The 16883-nt window shown below is 69.0% G+C and carries 15 protein-coding genes; 5 read left to right on the forward strand and 10 right to left on the reverse strand.

Going from position 1 to position 16883, the window contains the following annotated elements; translation table 11 throughout:
• Together HRUBRA_RS03650 and HRUBRA_RS03655 are read right to left on the reverse strand one after the other, a co-directional pair.
• On the reverse strand, positions 1–1104 hold a 1104-nt coding region (locus HRUBRA_RS03650), incomplete at its 3' end, for a PKD domain-containing protein (RefSeq protein WP_236629774.1).
• A 45-nt stretch (positions 1105–1149) separates the two neighbouring features.
• The gene (locus HRUBRA_RS03655; RefSeq protein ID WP_035514646.1) at positions 1150–2151 is read right to left on the reverse strand and encodes an NAD(P)H-quinone oxidoreductase; all 1002 of its coding nucleotides are present in this window, start codon (positions 2149–2151) and stop codon (positions 1150–1152) included.
• 133 nt (positions 2152–2284) lie between these two features.
• Between HRUBRA_RS03655 and HRUBRA_RS03660 the strand changes: the two genes are divergently transcribed.
• Complete coding sequence (locus HRUBRA_RS03660; protein WP_035514647.1) at positions 2285–3484, forward strand: iron-containing alcohol dehydrogenase; 1200 nt, start codon at positions 2285–2287, stop codon at positions 3482–3484.
• Between the two features lie 6 nt (positions 3485–3490).
• On the opposite strand, the gene HRUBRA_RS03665 is transcribed toward HRUBRA_RS03660, so the two are convergent.
• Positions 3491–4381, reverse strand: a complete 891-nt coding sequence (locus HRUBRA_RS03665; RefSeq protein WP_035514648.1) for an alpha/beta hydrolase — start codon at positions 4379–4381, stop codon at positions 3491–3493.
• 3 nt (positions 4382–4384) lie between these two features.
• Entirely contained in the window at positions 4385–5521 is a 1137-nt protein-coding gene (locus tag HRUBRA_RS03670; RefSeq protein ID WP_236629775.1) for an MBL fold metallo-hydrolase, read from the reverse strand.
• A gap of 88 nt (positions 5522–5609) precedes the next feature.
• Between HRUBRA_RS03670 and HRUBRA_RS03675 the strand changes: the two genes are divergently transcribed.
• Positions 5610–7244, forward strand: coding sequence for a glycerol-3-phosphate dehydrogenase/oxidase (locus HRUBRA_RS03675; RefSeq protein ID WP_052094345.1), 1635 nt, complete (start codon positions 5610–5612; stop codon positions 7242–7244).
• Position 7245: 1 nt separating this feature from the next.
• On the opposite strand, the gene HRUBRA_RS03680 is transcribed toward HRUBRA_RS03675, so the two are convergent.
• Positions 7246–7779, reverse strand: a complete 534-nt coding sequence (locus HRUBRA_RS03680) for a chalcone isomerase family protein (RefSeq protein ID WP_052094346.1) — start codon at positions 7777–7779, stop codon at positions 7246–7248.
• A gap of 129 nt (positions 7780–7908) precedes the next feature.
• On the opposite strand from HRUBRA_RS03680, the gene HRUBRA_RS03685 reads away from it, so the two are divergent.
• Positions 7909–8268, forward strand: a complete 360-nt coding sequence (locus HRUBRA_RS03685) for a nuclear transport factor 2 family protein (protein ID WP_035514649.1) — start codon at positions 7909–7911, stop codon at positions 8266–8268.
• A gap of 24 nt (positions 8269–8292) precedes the next feature.
• Here the strand turns inward: HRUBRA_RS03685 and HRUBRA_RS03690 are convergent, their stop codons facing one another.
• Positions 8293–9666, reverse strand: coding sequence for an aspartate aminotransferase family protein (locus HRUBRA_RS03690; protein WP_035514650.1), 1374 nt, complete (start codon positions 9664–9666; stop codon positions 8293–8295).
• Positions 9667–9945: 279 nt separating this feature from the next.
• Complete coding sequence (locus tag HRUBRA_RS03695) at positions 9946–10779, reverse strand: response regulator transcription factor (protein WP_035514753.1); 834 nt, start codon at positions 10777–10779, stop codon at positions 9946–9948.
• Positions 10780–10858: 79 nt separating this feature from the next.
• On the opposite strand from HRUBRA_RS03695, the gene HRUBRA_RS03700 reads away from it, so the two are divergent.
• Complete coding sequence (locus HRUBRA_RS03700) at positions 10859–12070, forward strand: acyl-CoA dehydrogenase (RefSeq protein ID WP_407681008.1); 1212 nt, start codon at positions 10859–10861, stop codon at positions 12068–12070.
• Between the two features lie 72 nt (positions 12071–12142).
• The gene (locus HRUBRA_RS03705) at positions 12143–13294 is read left to right on the forward strand and encodes an alpha/beta hydrolase family protein (RefSeq protein WP_052094347.1); all 1152 of its coding nucleotides are present in this window, start codon (positions 12143–12145) and stop codon (positions 13292–13294) included.
• Here HRUBRA_RS03705 and HRUBRA_RS03710 read toward each other — a convergent pair.
• From HRUBRA_RS03710 to HRUBRA_RS03720, 3 genes are all read right to left on the reverse strand, one after another.
• Positions 13291–14103, reverse strand: coding sequence for a M48 family metallopeptidase (locus tag HRUBRA_RS03710; RefSeq protein WP_035514652.1), 813 nt, complete (start codon positions 14101–14103; stop codon positions 13291–13293). The genes HRUBRA_RS03705 and HRUBRA_RS03710 overlap by 4 nt on opposite strands.
• 76 nt (positions 14104–14179) lie before the next feature.
• Complete coding sequence (locus HRUBRA_RS03715; RefSeq protein ID WP_084592431.1) at positions 14180–15838, reverse strand: alkaline phosphatase; 1659 nt, start codon at positions 15836–15838, stop codon at positions 14180–14182.
• Positions 15839–15866: 28 nt separating this feature from the next.
• Positions 15867–16871 (reverse strand): NAD(P)H-dependent glycerol-3-phosphate dehydrogenase, encoded by a 1005-nt coding sequence (locus tag HRUBRA_RS03720; protein WP_035514653.1) that lies wholly within the window; start codon positions 16869–16871, stop codon positions 15867–15869.
• Positions 16872–16883 lie beyond the last annotated feature (12 nt).

Below are 16883 nucleotides of genomic sequence, written 5' to 3' on the forward strand. Positions count from 1 at the left end.
CTTGGCCACCGCGCGGCCCTGACGGGCTCTGGCCCAGGGAGAGCCGGCGGTAGCCCGCTCCAGGGCCACGAGACGCTCCCGGCCCCGACCGCCGGCCATGCGGGCAAGGCCCATGCGGCGACCCAGCTCCGCCACCCGGTCGCCGGCGGTGAGCGCACTGCCCTGCAGTTTCGCGCTGTCGTCGTCTTCCCGGTAGCGCACGATCACCTCGCCCGGTACCAGGGCCGGTCGCGGCGCCGCCGCTACCGTCGCGGCGCTGCCGATAGCGAGCGTGTAGTTGGTGGCGCCATCGAAGGCCGAGACGTTCACCGTGTAGCGACCGTCCGCGGGGACTGCCACCTGCTCCAGCTCGCCGAACTCGATGGAGAAGTCGACGATAGCGCCGCTGTCGTCATAGAAGTAGAGATCAGCGTCCGCCTCCTGGTAATCGGCGACCAGGAGCGTGATCGACTGGCCCTCAAAGAGAGCTACGGCGAAGAAGTCCTCCGGATCCCCGCTGACTTCGGAGCGTCCGTCGGCGCCGGTGCCCGGGAGGTTCACGTAGCCGCCAATGGTGACGGGATTGCCCACCGACTGTGCCTCGGCGCGGCTGTCGTTGGCGCGGTAACGATTTGCCGGGTCATTGGTGTCGGAGTCCAGGACCTGGTTAACAGAGGGCATCAGGCGACCGCCGAGGCTCACCGGGCGGGCGGCCTCCCGGGGCTGGACGTTCACGGTGATGCTGTCGCTGGCGTCGGCCCCGTCGTCGTCGGTGACCGTCAGCGTAAGGACCACCTCGTAGCTGTTCGACGAGAGCGGAGCGGTGAAGCTGGCCTGGGGGCTGTCGGCGCCGTCGAGTTCCAGCTCCGGGCCTTCGCTGACGGTCCAGGCCCAGCGGCTGATACTGCCGTCCGGGTCGCTGCTGCCACTGCCGTCGAGGCTGATGAGATCGCCGGCAGTGGCGTCCTGGTCCGGACCGGCCACGGCAGTGGGTGCCTGGTTCACCGGCGCAGGGTCTGGTGTCGGCGCCTCCCCACCACCACCACCGCCGCCGCCGCAGGCGGCGAGCAGCGCCGCGGCTGCCAGCAGCGCGAGGGTGCCCCGGCTCGATACCCGTATCCTCATACCTGCTGTTTGCCCTTCCCAGACCGCCCGCCGGCCACTATAGCGTTACGGAGCAGCGAGGAGAATCTTGCCCATGTGCTCGCCGGACTGCATGCGTTCCTGGGCCGCCTCGGCCTCGGCCAGGGGATACTCGCTGTCGATCACCGGGCGCACGGCGCCGCTGTTGAGCTTCGGATAGACCGCCTCGCGCAGTTCCTCCACCATGCGCGCCTTCTGGGCGAAAGACTGGGCGCGGAGCGTGGAGCCGGTGAGCGTGAGACGCTTGAGCAGGAGCGGGGCGAGGTTCAGCTCCGTTTTCGGTCCCCGGATAAAGGCGATGGAAACGAGGCGCCCCTCCGGCGCCGCGACGTTCAGGTTTTTTTGTACGTAGTCGCCGCCGACCATATCGAGGATCACGTTCATGGCGGCTTTCTCGCCAGCGGCCTCCAGGGCCGCCTCGAAGTCCTCCTCCCGGTAATTGAAGGCCCGGGTGGCGCCGAGGGCCTCGAGGCGGCGGCATTTCTCCGCCGTGCCCGCGGTGCTGTAGACCGTAGCGCCCAGGGCGGCGGCAACGGCAACCGCCAGGGTGCCGACACCGGACGCCCCACCGTGAATGAGTACCTTCTCCCCAGCCTGCAGCCTGCAGCGCTGGTACAGGTTGTGCCAGAGTGTGAGCAGTGCCTCCGGCAGGGCTGCCGCTTCGGCGAGGCTGTAGCCTGCCGGCACCGGCAGGCACTGGCCGGCGGGGGCCACGGCGACGTCCGCATAGCCGCCCCCGTGAGTCAGGGCACAGACCGGGTCTCCGGGCGCCCAGCCGCTGACGCCCTCGCCGCAGGCGAGGACGGTACCGGCGACCTCGAGGCCGAGGATCGGCGAGGCGTCCGCCGGTGGCGGGTAGAGACCCCGGCGCTGCAGGAGATCGGCGCGGTTGATGCCCGCCCGGGCGACCCGGATGAGAACCTCGCCGGCCCCGGGAGCGGGACAGGCATCCTGCTCGAGGACCAGGCTGCGCGCGTCGTCCTCAGCGATGGCGATGTAGTGGCGGTGAGTGGGTAGGGTGTCGTGCATGGGCTGCTCTCGCTCAGGTGCTCGCTGTGCAGTTTAACGCTCTCAACGGGCTTGCTACCCTTGCAGCTGTTGTGGGCATTGTAAACACCGGGCCCGCGACACCCCCGCAGGCACGCACTGGAGATTGCCGTCCATGCTCATAAGAAAAATCAAGCACAGCCTCTACTTCGCCCTGGTCAAGGTCCTCGTGGCCTTTGCCCCGTCTGTTTCCTACCTGGCCTTCGCGGGCCCGGGGAGCAGCCGTCAGCTCGGCGAGCATATCCTCCGCGGCGGTCAGCGCCGCCTGCTGGTGGTCACGGACAAGCCGCTGCGCGACCTGGGCATTGCCGACAAGGCCGTGGAGGCCCTGGTCGCCGGCGGCGCGGATATCGCCTGGTACGACGGCGTGCAGCCGAACCCGACCTTCACCCAGGTCGATGAGGGCATCGCCGCTCTCAAGGCGCATCGCGCCGAGGCCGTGCTGGCCGTGGGCGGTGGCTCCTCCATCGATGCCGCCAAGGTCATCGCCGCCGGTGGCTGCAGTGACGAAGACCCGCGCGACTGGGTGGGCTTCGGCAAGGTGAAGCACGACGTGATGCCCATCTACGTGATCCCGACGACGGCCGGTACCGGTTCCGAGGCCACCATGGGCGCGGTGATCTCCAACAGCGAGACGAGGGAGAAGGGTGTGCTCTCCGGCAAGGCGCTGCATCCGGCCGCTGTAGCCCTGGACTCCGACCTCATGCTGGGCATGCCGCCGGCGATCACCGCCGCGACGGGCATGGATGCGCTGACCCACGCCATCGAGGCGTACATCTCGACCTGGGACCGGGGCACGCGCACCGAGTACTCGCGCCGGGCGATCAGGATGATCTTCGACCACCTGCGCACGGCCTACAACGACGGGGCCGACCGGGAGGCCCGCGACGCCATGGCCATGGCGGCCTACTACGCGGGGATTGCCATCAACCAGGTGAACGTCGGCAACGTGCATGCCATCGCCCACCAGATCGGCGGCAAGTACGGCATCCCCCATGGGCTCGCCAACGCCCTGGTGCTGCCGCACGTGCTCGAGTTCTGCCGCAAGGAGGCCGAGGAAAAGCTGGCCGAGCTGGCGGTGCTCGTGGGCGCCGCGGACGCCGGCGAGCCGCGCGCGCAGCAGGCGGATGCCTTTATCGCCGCGGTGCGCGAGCTCAGCGCGGCGGTGGGCATTCCGGAGACCACGGAAGAAGTGAAGGCGGAGGATTTCGACTACCTCGTCGACCTCGCGGTGAACGAGGCCGCGGGCTACTTCGCGCCGCGGCTCCTCGACCCCGGCAGCACCCGCGCCATCCTCGGCAAGATCGCGGCCTGAGGCCGCTCAGCCCGCGAGGGAATGGCGCCAGGAGGAAATCTGCTGCAGGACCTGTTCCACCTCCGGCGTCATGCCCATGCCGCAGGCGAAGCCGTGCTCGGCGCCGTCGTAGTGATGGTGGGTGATCCGCACACCGGCGGCGGTCGCGCGCTCGGCCAGGGCCACGCCCTCGTCCCGCAGCGGGTCGCGGTCGCAGGTGATCACCAGCGTGGGTGGCAGCTCGCTGAGGTTGTCGGCCCTGAGCGGCTGCGCAGGGAGGGCTGAAGCCGGGTCCGCGCCCGCGAGGTAAGTGTCCCAGAACCAGCGCATGAGGCTGGCGGTGAGCCGCTGCGAGTCGGCCCGCGCGGTGTAGGACTCGTACCCCGCTGTGTAGTGGTCGGTCACCGGGTAGATGAGCAGGACGCCGGCTACCGGGGCGAGGCCCTCGCCGGCGCCGCCGGTCGCCCGGTCCAGGGCGCAGCCCGCGGCCAGGTTGCCGCCAGCGCTGTCGCCAGCGATTATCAGGCGTCCGTTGCTCGGGCCGAGGTCCGCGAGGTGCCGGCGCAGCCAGCGCACGGCAGCGCTGCAGTCGTCCAGCGCTGCCGGGTAGGGGTGCTCCGGGGCCAGCCGATAGTCGATGGAGACCACGTGGCAGCCCGTTGCCGTGGCCAGGGCGCTGCAGAACGGGTGGTGGGTCTGCAGGTCACCGATGACCCAGCCGCCGCCGTGGAACCAGCAGATCACTGGCCGCTCCCCGGCGTGTTCCCCGCCCCGATAAAGGTGCCCGTGTACGGTGCCTTCGCTCGTGGGCAGGGCGACGGCGCCGGGCTCCGCGTGCACGTTGCTGCCGCGCCAGGCCCGCCAGGTCTCGAAGCGGTAGTAGCGGCGCAGGGCAGCCACCTTGAGTGCCTGGAGCACGGCTCAATCCTCGCTGGTGTAGGGCAGCTGGCGGTACCAGTGAACGCCGTCGTCGTCGCGCTCGCGCACGATGCGGCGGCGGTAGAGCAGGCAGTTCAGGTGCGCGAGGGCCTCGCCGGTGGCCAGCCCCAGGGAGCCGCCACGGATCTCGCGTTTGAACAGGGGCGGGAAGCAGTCGACGACCCGGCGCGGCTCGTCGAGGTGGTCGAAAAGCGCATCGAGGTCCCGGTTGTGACTCTCCAGCAATTGCGTCAGGCGCACGTGCAGGCCGTAGAAGGGTGCCTCGTGCGCGGGCAGCACCAGCAGGTCGTCCGGGAGCATTTCGCGGATCCGCGCCAGCGAGCGCAGCCACTCGCGCAGCGGGTCGCCCTCGGGCTCCGTAGGGAATACGGAGACGTTCGGGGAGATGCGCGGCAGCACCTGGTCACCGGCGATGAACAGGCGCAGCTCAGGGCAATAGAGGCAGGCATGCTCCGGCGAATGGCCGCTGCCCACGACCACCAGCCAGTAGCGGCCACCGATGGTCAGGGTCTGCCGGTCCACAAGCCGCCGGAAGCTGTCCGGCAGTGGTGAGACAGCCTTGCCGAAGAAACCGAAGCGCTTCTTGTACTCGCCGATGTCGTCGTCGCTGTAGCCGGCGGCGCGGTAGAAATCCAGCGCCACGGCCGGCGCCGGCCGGCCCGTATCGGCGACCAGGGAGCGGCACATGAGGTACTCCTCCCGCGACATCCACAGGGCGCAGCCGAAGCGTTCCGTGAGCCAGCCGGCGAGGCCGACATGGTCCGGGTGCATGTGCGTGCAGATCACCCGGCGTACGGGCTTGCCGCCCATGAAGCCCTTGAACAGCGTTTCCCAGGTCTCGCGCGCGTCGGGGATGTCCAGGCAGGTATCGACCACGGTCCAGCCGTCGTCGTCCTCGAGGAGCCAGAGGTTGATGTGATCCAGGCTCATGGGCATGCGGAAGCGCGCCCAGTACACGCCGTCGGCGATCTTCCAGGGCTCGCCCGGGGCCGGATCCACCTGCCGCCCGTAGGGATAGGTCAGTCCGCGGAAGGTCTCGCTGCTGTCGCTGGCGGTTCCGGGGCTGTCTGGGGGGCTGTCGAAGGCGTTGGGCTCGGCGGGCATCACTCGGTTGTTCACGGGAAACAAGCGTCTATAGTGGTGGTGGGAGGTGCGTGTGTCCACCCCGGACAAGACGCCCTGCAAAACACGAGCACGCGGAGCCGCCATGTCTGCAACGCTGCGCAGCAGCAACATCGCCCGCCTCAAGGAGCGGGAGCTTGACGTCCTCATCGTCGGCGGTGGCATCAACGGGGCCGTGGCGGCGGCGTCGCTTGCCGGGCGCGGCATCGCTACGGGGCTCCTGGATCGCGACGACTTCGCCAGCGGCGTGAGCTCCAACTCCAGCAACCTCGCCTGGGGCGGTATCAAGTACCTGGAGAGCCACGAGTATCTGCTCGTGAACAAGCTCTGCCGGTCGCGCAACAAGCTCATGCGCGCCTACCCGTCGACGGTGAAGGAGATCCGCTTCTTTACCACGATCCAGAAGGGCTTCCGCTTCTGGCCCTTTTTCGTCTTCCTTGGCAGCGTGCTCTACTGGTTCATGGGCCGCTGCAGGACGCGGCCGCCGCGCTACCTGTCGCCCCGGGCCATCGAGGCGGTGGAGCCCGTGGTCAACACCAGCAACGCCGCCGGCGGCCTCGAGTACTCGGACGCCTACCTGTATGACAATGACGCGCGCTTCGTCTTCGGCTTCGTGCGTCAGGCCCTGGACTGCGGCTGCCTCGCGGCGAACTACGTCAGCGTCGACGATGCCAGCTTCCACGACGGATGCTGGATGGTCTCGGCCCGCGACGTGCGCAGCGGCGAGAGCTTCACCGTGCGCGCCCGGGCGCTGATCAACGCCTGTGGCCCCTGGGCGGACCCACTCAACAGGCAGCTGGGCACGACAACGCAATACCACCACGCCATGTCGAAGGGCATCCACCTCATCGTCGACCGGATTACCGACAACAAGCGCGTGCTCACCTTTTTTGCCAGCGATGGCCGCCTGTTTTTCCTGATTCCCATGGGGCCCGTGACCTGCATCGGCACGACCGATACCCAGGTATCGGACCCGCTGGTGGGTGTGACGCCCGAGGATCGCGAGTTTGTTCTCGCCAACGTCAATGCGCTGCTGGACCTGGAACGGCCGCTCACGGTCGATGACGTGATCGCCGAGCGCGTCGGGGTACGCCCCCTCGCTGTCGCCGGCGAGGCCGGCGACGTGGACTGGGTGCAGCTGTCCCGCAAGCACGTGATCGAGGTCGACGAGGCCCGCCGGGAGCTCAGTATCTTCGGCGGCAAGCTCACCGACTGCCTGAATGTCGGCGACGAGGTGGCGGCGCATATCGCGGCCCTCGGCATCGCCGCCCCGGAGCCCGAGGCGCCCTGGTACGGTGAGCCGGGGATCGATGCCCGCGAGCGCTTCCTGCGCGAAGCCAGGCTCATGGACCTCGACGACCTCACGGACCCGAGCTCCCCGGAGCCCCTCTCCGAGCGCTTCTGGCGCCGCTACGGCAATGCGGCGTTCATGCTGCTCGAGCGCATTCGCGAGGACGCGAGCAGTGCGAAGCTGCTGATCGAGAACGCCGAGTACACCCGCTGCGAGATCGAACTGGCGGCGCGGCGGGAAATGATCGTCACGCTGGAGGACTTCCTGCGCCGGCGCTCCAAAATCGAGCTGGTCGTGCGCCAGGACGTTATCCGCAACGCGCCGGGGCTGCGCGAGGCCTGCGAGATCTTCTTCGGCAGCGAGGCGGAGGCGCGTCTTGAGGAATACTTCGGCGGGGCCAGCGACGCGCAGCGCGCAGTGACAGGCTGAATCAGCTTCCGCGATCGCCTGTCAGCGCGAGGCGCAGCTCCGGACGGCTGGTCTCGGGGGATAGCCAGATGTCCACAAAAGCCTGGCCAAAGGCCGGATCGGGCACCGTGCCGAGACGGGAATCGTTGTGCAGGAAGGTGGCGCGGCCGTCACTTTCCAGTTCCACCGCGAGCACATCGTTTTTCTCGACATCGGGCCAGAGCTCTCTCAGCGTCGCCAGCCAGCGCTCCTGCGCCGGGTCCTCGATGCCAAGCTGCTCCCACTCTTCGGCGGTGCGCTTCACCAGGTCTTCGCTGCGGATAGCCCGGAGATACTCAATCTCCAGGCGCAGCGGGCGCACGCCGGGCTCGTAGACCCCGTCGGGGCAATACAGGCGGGAGCGGTAGATGGACCAGAACATGACGTCGAGCTGCGCCTCGCCAACGAGGGCCAGGGGCCCGGCGGGGTCTGCAGTCGCTTTTGGCGCCGGGTCGGCGATGACAGCGGCGGCCAGGGCCATAGCCAGCGCTGCGGTGGTGTTGCGCAGTAGTTTCATGCCCGATCACTCTCCGGGAGAAGTAAAGAACGAGTACGTTGGACCCCGGCTGCCGGTTCAGGGTTCCCCTTGCTGCCCCGGACGCGCTGCTATAGGGTTCTGCGGCCAGCGAAAGGAGTAGCGCCGCTCGTGACCGCCAGCCTCGATACCGATCGTCTCTTCGCCGCCATCGATGCGCGCGACGCTCAGGCCTTTGCCGCATTCCTTGCGGACGATGCCGAGTTCCAATTCGGCAATGCGGCCCCGGTGCAGGGGCGCGCCGCCATCGAAGCCTACGTAAGGGCCTTCTTCGAGGCTCTGGGCGGTGTGGCCCACCGCATCGACGCCCTCTGGGAAAGTGAAGGCCGGGTGACCTGCCACGGTGAGGTCCGCTACGAGCGCCGCGACGGCAGCGCCCTCACCGTGCCCTTCGCCAACGTTTTGTACCTCGACGGGGGCCGGGTGGCACGCTACCTCGTGTTTATCGACAACAGCGCCCTGTTCACCTGAGCCGGGCCCGTCCCGGTCAGGCCCCTAGCTGCCGCGGACTCCGTAGTGCGCCGCCGTTGCGTCCAGGGCCCGAGTGAGGAGGGCGATCAGCTCGTCGATCTCTTCCGGATGGCTGACCAGCGGCGGGGCCATGATCATGGCGTCGCCGGTCTGGCGCACCATGAGGCCGTGCGCGTTGGCCCAGTCGCGGCAGTACACCGCCGCCTCCGACTCCGGCGCCAGCCGCTCCCGGGTGGCCTTGTCGCGCACGAGTTCCACCGCGGCGAACATGCCCAGCCCGCGCACCTGGCCGACGATCGGGTGGTCGGCGAGGGCGGCCAGCTGCGACTGCAGCCGCGGCGCGAGCGCCGTCGCGGCGCGCTCGATGACGCCCGTTTCCTCGATGATGGCGAGCGTCGCCAGGCCCGCGGCGCAGGACGCCGGGTGCCCGGAGTAGGTGAGCCCGTGGGCGAACTCGCCGCCGCTGGCCAGTAGCACGTCCGCCAGCTTGTCGCTGACCATGACGCCGCCCAGGGGCATGTAGCCGTTGGTCACCGCCTTGGCGAAGGTCATGAGGTCCGGCCGGATGCCGTAGGTCTCGCTGCCGAACCAGCGGCCCGTGCGGCCGAAGCCGCAGATCACCTCGTCGGCGATGAACAGGATGTCGCGCTCGTCGCAGATGCGCTGAATCTCGGGCCAGTAGCTCTCCGGCGGCACGATGACCCCGCCGGCGCCCTGCACCGGCTCGGCGATGAAGGCGGCGACCTTGTCCTCGCCCAGTTCGTCGATTTTCTCCTCGAGCTCCCGGGCCACCGCCACGCCGAAGTCCTCCGGGCTGTGCTCACCCCCGAGCTCGAAACAGTGCGGCTGGTTGATATGGTGCACGTAGGACAGGCCGATGGCCTGCTCGTGCATGGCCTTCATGCCGCCGAGGGATGCCGCGGCGATGGTGCTGCCGTGGTAGGCGTTGCGCCTGCTGATGATCTGCTTCTTCTGCGGCTTGCCGAGGAGGTCGAAGTAGCGGTGCACGAGGCGGATGTTGGTGTCGTTGGCCTCGGACCCCGAGTTGGTGAAGAACACGTGGTTGAAGCGCTCCGACGTGACTTTCACCAGCGCCGCGGCGAGTTCCACCGCCGGCTGGTTCGAACAGCGGAAGAAGTTGTTGTAATAGGGCAGTTCGCCCAGCTGGCGCGTGACCGCCTCGACGATCGCCGGCTGGCTGTAGCCGAGGTTGCAGCACCACAGCCCGGACATGCCGTCGAGCATGCGGTTGCCGTCGGAATCGTAGATGTAGATGTGCTCCGCCCGGCTGATGATCCGGCCCCCGTCGCGGGCATAGCCCGACAGGTCCGTGAACGGATGCAGGTGGTGGGCCCGGTCCAGGGCCTTCAGCGTCGCCGTGTCGACGGGCTTGTTCATGGCGGTTCCTCGCTGGACGCTTTGCTTGAGTCAGCGCACAAGTGTCGCACAGCGTTCCCGCGGAGCCAGTAACACGATGGTGTAGGTAGGATGGTCCGCGTCCAGTCCCGGCACGGCGCAGGCCGTGGGGCGGGGGGGAGGCTCCCCGGGACCGTGCGAGGCAGGACGCCGAGCCCGAGCCGCCATGGATGGCGAACCGGCGTGTCCCGGGGAGCCTCCCCCCCGGCGCGCGGCCGGTAATGCTGGCACCCGACGGTTCCAGGAAAAGGCCAGCCCGATTCAGGGCTTGCGCAGGTAATCCACCAGCGTGTCGCCGCCGGCGTAGTCGCCTGCGCTGATCAGCGAGTCCAGGAACAGGTAGAAGAGCTCGGCCTGGGAATTGATTTCCAGCTTGGCATAGGCGTGCTTGCGGTGCAGCTTGACCGTTTCCACCGAGATCCCCAGCCGGTCCGCAATGGTCTTCGTACTGTGGCCGTGGAGGACGCGGTTGATCACCTGCGACTCGCGCTCCGTGAGCAGGCTCGAGCCGAACTCGGCCAGGGCGAGGTTGAGGCGCTCGCGCAGCTCCTCGCCGGCGGCGCGGCTCGCGTTGCCGGCCCAGTGCGAGCGGGCGAGGGCGGCGACGGTGCCGTAGACCGCGGCCAGGCGGTCGCGGTGGGCCTTGCTGAAGCGGCCGCGGGCATCGGTGCGGCCGAGGGCGATGTTGGCGAAACCGCCGTCGGCGAGGGCGATGAGGTAGCCGCATTCATCCCGGTAGCCGCAGTAGCGGTACCAGGTGCGGTAGTACTCGCTCTCCCGGAATCCTTCGGGCGCGAGTTCCGATAGCCGGAACAGGCCGAGACGGCCTTCCTGCCCGGCGGTGTAGTAGGGATCCAGAAGGAACATGCCCTGGATGAAGCGGTCCAGGGTGGACGCACCGGTGGTCTCAGGTACCTCGCTGTACTCGATGAGCGGCAACCCCTGGGCCGGGTAGAGAAGCACCGTGGCGTCGTCGATGGGCACCAGGCGCCGGAGCAGGGCGACCAGGGTGGCGGGAAAGGCGCTTTCGCCCACCGTGGGCAGGGTGTCGGCGAGGCCGTCGCTGAAGGCCGCCAGGGTATCCGTCTGTGTCATGGCCAGGGCCCCGCAAAAGCGTGTGCCGATCATAGCGCGCCCGCGCCGGGCGCGCAGTGCCCACCGGGGTTCCTCTATAATGAAAAACCTGAATCCCGGCACCGGACAGCCCATGGCCTCCTCCTGGCAAGCCTTCGACTGGCGCGACCCCTTTCACCTGGAACGACAACTCACCGACGAGCAGCGCATGGTGCGCGACGCCGCTGCCCGTTACGCCGAGGACAGCCTGCGGCCACGGGTACGCGATGCCTTCCGCCGCGAGGAGACGGACCCGACGATCTTCCGCGAGCTGGGTGAACGCGGTCTCCTTGGCGCCACGCTCTCGGGCTACGGCTGTCCGGGCGTCGATTACGTGTCCTACGGCCTTATCGCCCGCGAAGTCGAGCGCGTCGATTCCGGCTACCGCTCCATGCTCAGCGTGCAGTCGTCCCTGGTCATGTACCCGATTTACGCCTACGGCAGCGAGGCGCAGCGCGAGCGCTACCTGCCGGGGCTGGCGGCGGGGGAGCTGATCGGCTGTTTCGGCCTCACGGAGCCCGACCACGGCTCGGATCCGGGCGGTATGCGGTCGCGGGCCCATAGCGTGGACGGGGGCTACCGGCTGAGCGGCACCAAGCTGTGGATCAGCAACAGCCCCATCGCCGATGTGTTCGTGGTCTGGGCGAAGACCGATGATGGTGTTATCCGCGGCTTTATTCTCGATCGCGACATGCCGGGCCTCTCAGCCCCGAAGATCGACGGCAAGCTCGCCTTGCGCGCCTCCGTGACTGGTGAGATTGTCATGGACGAAGTCTTCGTTCCCGAGGAACAGCTGCTGCCCGGTGTGCACGGCATCAAGGGGCCCTTCGGCTGCCTCAACAATGCCCGCTACGGCATCGCCTGGGGCGCCCTCGGCGCCGCCGAGGCCTGCTGGCACACGGCCCGGGACTATACCCTGGCCCGGGAACAGTTCGGCCGGCCCCTGGCGGGCACGCAACTTATCCAGCGCAAGCTCGCCGACATGCAGGCGGAGATCGCCCTGGGCCTGCAGGGCTGTCTGCGCGCCGGTCAGCTGCTGGACGGGGAGGGCATCGCCCCGGAGCTCATCTCCCTGCTCAAGCGCAATTCCTGCGGCAAGGCCCTGGCCGTCGCCCGGGACGCGCGGGATATGCTCGGTGCCAATGGCATTTCCGACGAGTACCCGGTCATGCGCCACCTGGTGAATCTCGAGGTGGTCAACACCTACGAGGGTACGCATGATATTCATGCGCTTATCCTGGGCCGGGCGCAGACCGGGATTCCGGCTTTTTAGCGACCCCGGGTCAGAGGCCCGGCGTCAGAGTCCCCTGGCCCGAAGCCCGGGTGCAACGAGGAGAAGAATCCGGTGAAAAAACGGCTGCTCGCTATCCTGCTCCTGCCAGCACTCGCCGTCGCGGGGCTGCTCGCCACGAGCAACCCGGCCCCGCTGCCGGCGGCCAGCGACAGCGCCCGGCGCCTGGCCGGTGGGCCCCTGCCGGTTGCCCGCCTGCCCCTGGAGCTGACAGACCGCTCACGGCCCACGGACGCCAACGGCGATTTCCCGGGCGCGCCGGCGCGGCAGCTGGAAGGGCACCTGTGGTATCCCACGGAAGGCGGGCCCTACCCGCTGCTGATCTACAGCCATGGCTTCACCTCCAATCACCGCAACGGCGCCTACCTCGCCGAGCACCTGGCCAGCCACGGCTTCGTCGTCGCTGCGGTAAACCATCCGCTGACGCACTGGGGCGCCCCCGGCGGGCCGCGGGTCGCGGATGTGGTCAACCAGCCCGGGGATGTCAGCTTTCTCATCGACCACCTCGTCGCCCGCAGCGACGACGCCGGCGACGTTCTCGCCGCGACCATCGATGACGAACGCATCGGGGCCCTGGGCGTGTCTCTCGGCGGGCTGACCGCCACGCTGGCGGGCTTTCACCCCACGCTTGGCGACCCGCGCATCGACGCGGTGCTGTCCATCGCCGGGCCCAGCAGTTTCTTCACGCCGCGTTTCTTCGCGGGCGACGAGACGGCCTTTCTGATGCTTGCCGGGCGGGACGATGTCCTCGTGCCCTGGGAGGCGAACGCGCGGCCCATCCCCGCCAAGGTCCCGGGGGGCGAGCTGGTGACTCTCGCGCAGGGTTCGCACACGGGCTTTGCCGGGGGTACCGCGTGGCTGCGCTGGATGGACAACCCCGACGCGCTCGGCTGCTGGGCCGTCAAGCGCAACATCGACGAGGGCGAGGAAGCGGACTGGGGCGAGCTGCTGGGGACCGCAGCGCAGGGCATTGATCTGTCCGCCCGCGTTGAGCTGTGCACGGTGGACCCGCTGCCGCCGGCCATGAACGTGCTCCACCAGCAGGCGCTGACGAAACTGGTAGCGCGGGCGTTCTTCGAGCGCAGCCTGGCGGTGCTGCCGGCGACCAGGGCCGCCGCCGAGCGCTTCCTGGGCGAAACGCTGCCGGCGGAGCTGCCGGAGCTCAGCTACGCCACCGCGCCCGGCGCCCTCGCGCAAAAGCCCTAGCGGACGATTTCCACCGGGTGCACGGCCGCCATGCGGCCGTTGGGGTTCAGGGCCTGCATTTCAGCACCGAGTTCGGCCAGCTCGCGCTGGCGGTTCTCCGGCGCCGGGTGCGTGCTCATGAATTCCGGCGGCCGCGAGCCGCCGAGGCTGCCCATCTTCTGCCACAGGCTGACGGCGGCGTCCGGCGCGTAACCGGCGCGGGTCGCGAGCTCGAGGCCCAGCTGGTCCGCCTCGGCCTCCGCGGTGCGGCTGTTGGGGAGCTCCAGGGCGAATTTCGCCGCCAGCGCCGCGCCGGTCATGGTCACGCCCGGGTGGTCGGAGGACACCCCGGCGGCGATCACCCCGAGGTTGATGGCCATGGCCCGGGACATGCGCTCCGCCGTGTGGTTGGCCAGAGCGTGGGAGATCTCGTGCCCCATGATCTGGGCGAATTCGTCGTCCGTCAGCTTGAGCTTATCGAACAGGCCCGTGTAGACGGCCATGCGGCCGCCGGCCATGCACCAGGCGTTCACCGTCTCCGGGTCGTCGATGATGGCGACGCTCCACTGCCAGTCTGCGCTGCGCGGATAGCGGGCGATGGCTTCTGTAACCAGGCGCCCGGTGATCGTGGCGACGCGGTCCGCGAGGAGCGGATCGTCGAAGAGCTTGTCTTCCTTGTCGAGCTGCTGGACCGTCGTCAGGTAGGCCTTGCGCGATTCGACGATGGCCGCCTCCGGGGAGATCAGCATGAGCTGGCTGCGCCCGGTGGGGCTGGTGGCGCAGCCGGCGATGAAGGCACCCAGAAGGAGGGCGCCGAGGAGTGCTTTCATGACGTAGCTCCGGAAAATCCCGCTAGAGATCTTAGACTAGCAGAGCACGGCCGGCGTTCCCTGCGCTCGCTGCCGCTCAGCGCGCCCGCCCGCGATAGGGTGAGTGCCCGGCGTCTGCCGTTCCGGCCTCCGTGCCCCCGCCCAGGGCCGCGTCCGCGGCGGCCGCGAGCCCCGCGGCCGCGTTCATGACGTGGAAGAGGTTGCTCTGCTCCTGCACCCCGGACACGGCGGCCGCACCGGGCCCGATCGCGTAGACGGCCACATCCTCGCCGCCGTGCGTCTCCGAGTCCGTGGGCACCAGCGCCTCCTGGTGGAAACCGGGGGCCTCGGTGTCGACCTCGGTGAGGTCCACCCGGCCCGCATGCGGCGCCGCCGCGTAGGTCTTGTCTGCGTCGGTTTCGTCGCCGTAGTCGCGGAAGCCGCGGCCGTTGCGGTAGCCGAGGGTCGTGTAGGGCAGGCCGTCCACGGCGAGGGCCGGTGCCTCCTGGCCGGGGAAGACGACCTTGCCGAGGATCGGGTTGCCGCGCCGCGGGTAGCCGCCCATGGTCATCGTGTGGCTGTGGTCCGCGGTGACGATCACCAGGGTCTCTGCCGGGTCGACCCGCGCCAGGGTGGCCGCCACGGCGCGGGAAAGTTCGATGGTGTCGCCGAGCGCGTTCGCGGCGTTGCCGGCGTGATGGGCGTGGTCGATACGCCCGGCTTCGACCATGAGGAAGAAGCCCTCCGGGTGGTCGGCGAGGCGCTGCAGCGCTGCCACTGTCATATCCGTGAGCGACGGCTCGGAATCCTGCCGATCCGCTTCGTAGCTCATGTGGGAGTCGCTGAAGAGGCCGAGGAGGGGCCCCTCCGCCGGTGCCGCGAGCAGCGCGGCCCGGTCCGCCACGTAGTGGCCGCCGGGTGTCTGTTCCAGCCAGCGGGCGACGAGGTCATCGTCTCCGCGGCGGCCGGTGCCGTACCCGGAGCCCTCGGTCGGCAGGAAGTGGCGGCGGCCACCGCCGAGAGCCACTTCGATGCCGTCGACGCGCGCCTGCGGATAGCGCCCGGCCAGTTGCCCGGCGAAGGCCACGAACTGGCTGGCGATGTCCCGGCAGCCTTCCGCTGCCGCCGCTGCGGGCAGGGCGCTGTCGTCCTCCCAGTCCCGGTCCGCTGTGTGCGCATAGGTGGCACCGGGGGTAGCGTGAGTCAGCCGGGCCGTTGACACGACGCCCGTGGCCTTGCCGGCGAGCTCAGCGAGCTCCAGGGCCGTCACCACCTTCGCCCCCCGGGTGCTCGCGCAGTCGCCGCGGGTCACGCGCTCATCGACGCCGAACACGCCCATGTCGGTCTTCACGCCGGCCATCATGGCGCTCATGGTGCCCGCGGAGTCCGGTGTCTGCGCGTCGACATTATAGGTCTTGGCGAGTCCGGTGAAGGGGAAGCGCTCGAAGCTCAGGAGATGCTCCTCGCCGCTGCCGCCGCCCTGCTGGCCGGCGAGGATGCGGGCGGCGGTGACCGTGGAGACGCCCATGCCGTCACCGACGAACAGCACCACGTTCTTCGCCGTGCCGCCGGCGGCCCCGCGCGCGGCGACCGCCTCCACACCGGTGCGGAACCAGGCGTTTTCCTGTTGGTGCGCCGGGACCGCAGCGGCAGCCGGTGGCTGGGCATTGTCCGGATTGGCCTTGTCCGGATCGGCGCTGGCACAGGCGACGAGGAACGCCGCTGAGAGGCAGGAGAAGACGGTGCGGGGATTCATGGGGGGCTCCTTGACAGGTCTGTGTGGATCAGCCGGGCTCGCTTTCGGCCCCGGCGGATACGCGCAGCAGGCCGCGGTAGACACCGCGGGCATTGGTCTCACCGGTGAGCACGCGGTAGACGTCGCTGGCGATGGGCATTTCGACGCCGTGGCTCTCGGCCAGCGCCATGACCGCCGGGGCACTTTTGGCGCCCTCGGCGACCATGAACATCTCGTTCACGATGTCTTCCATGGATCGGCCCTTGGCCAGTTCCATGCCCACGTGTCGGTTGCGGCTCTGCGTGCTGGTGCAGGTGGCGATCATGTCGCCCATGCCCGCAAGGCCGGCGAAGGTCGGCGCCTGCCCGCCCATGGCGACCCCCAGGCGGGTCACTTCCGCAAGGCCCCGCGTAATCAGTGCGGCCCGGGTGTTGTCGCCGGCGCCGAGGCCGTCACCCATGCCCACGGCAATGGCGATGATGTTCTTGAGCACGCCGCCAAGCTCGCAGCCGATCACGTCCTCGTTGGTGTAGACGCGGAAAAGGCCGCTCTTGAACACATTCTGCAACGCCTGATTGATCACTGGATCGTCCATGGCGATGACCCCGGCTGCCGCCTGGCCGGCCATGATCTCCCGGGCCAGGTTGGGCCCGGTGAGTACGCCCGCCGGGTGCCCTGGCAGGACTTCGTTGATGATCTGCGTCATGCGCAGGTTTGTGTCCTTTTCCAGGCCCTTGGTCAGGCTGATCACGGGCACCCAGGCGCGAATATGGTCGCGGACCTGTTCCAGCACGCTGCGGAAGTTCTGCGAGGGTACACCCATAACGATGACATCCGCGTTACAGACGGCGTCGCTGATGTCGTTGGTGGCCCGGAGCCCGGCCGGCAGGGTGGCCCCGGGGAGGTAAGTCTCGTTCGTGTGTCGCTCATTAACCTCCCGCACGGTATCGGGGTTGCGTGCCCAGAGCGTCACGGGGGCGTTGCGCGCGACGAGAGAAGCCACGGTGGTGCCCCAGGAGCCGCCCCCGATCACGCCGATATTCAGGTCATTCATGTTTGCTGTCCC

It is taken from the genome of Pseudohaliea rubra DSM 19751 (genome assembly GCF_000764025.1).
Classification (GTDB): Bacteria; Pseudomonadota; Gammaproteobacteria; order Pseudomonadales; family Halieaceae; genus Pseudohaliea; species Pseudohaliea rubra.

What these genes read in the sequence shown, in the direction of transcription:
- HRUBRA_RS03715 (WP_084592431.1), bottom strand. Translation starts at nt 15,838, where the DNA reads ATGAATCCCCGCACCGTCTTCTCCTGCCTCTCAGCGGCGTTCCTCGTC.
- HRUBRA_RS03660 (WP_035514647.1), top strand. Translation starts at nt 2,285, where the DNA reads ATGCTCATAAGAAAAATCAAGCACAGCCTCTACTTCGCCCTGGTCAAG.
- HRUBRA_RS03720 (WP_035514653.1), bottom strand. Translation starts at nt 16,871, where the DNA reads ATGAATGACCTGAATATCGGCGTGATCGGGGGCGGCTCCTGGGGCACC.
- HRUBRA_RS03700 (WP_407681008.1), top strand. Translation starts at nt 10,859, where the DNA reads ATGAAAAACCTGAATCCCGGCACCGGACAGCCCATGGCCTCCTCCTGG.
- HRUBRA_RS03710 (WP_035514652.1), bottom strand. Translation starts at nt 14,103, where the DNA reads ATGAAAGCACTCCTCGGCGCCCTCCTTCTGGGTGCCTTCATCGCCGGC.
- HRUBRA_RS03675 (WP_052094345.1), top strand. Translation starts at nt 5,610, where the DNA reads ATGTCTGCAACGCTGCGCAGCAGCAACATCGCCCGCCTCAAGGAGCGG.
- HRUBRA_RS03655 (WP_035514646.1), bottom strand. Translation starts at nt 2,151, where the DNA reads ATGCACGACACCCTACCCACTCACCGCCACTACATCGCCATCGCTGAG.
- HRUBRA_RS03695 (WP_035514753.1), bottom strand. Translation starts at nt 10,779, where the DNA reads ATGACACAGACGGATACCCTGGCGGCCTTCAGCGACGGCCTCGCCGAC.
- HRUBRA_RS03690 (WP_035514650.1), bottom strand. Translation starts at nt 9,666, where the DNA reads ATGAACAAGCCCGTCGACACGGCGACGCTGAAGGCCCTGGACCGGGCC.
- HRUBRA_RS03680 (WP_052094346.1), bottom strand. Translation starts at nt 7,779, where the DNA reads ATGAAACTACTGCGCAACACCACCGCAGCGCTGGCTATGGCCCTGGCC.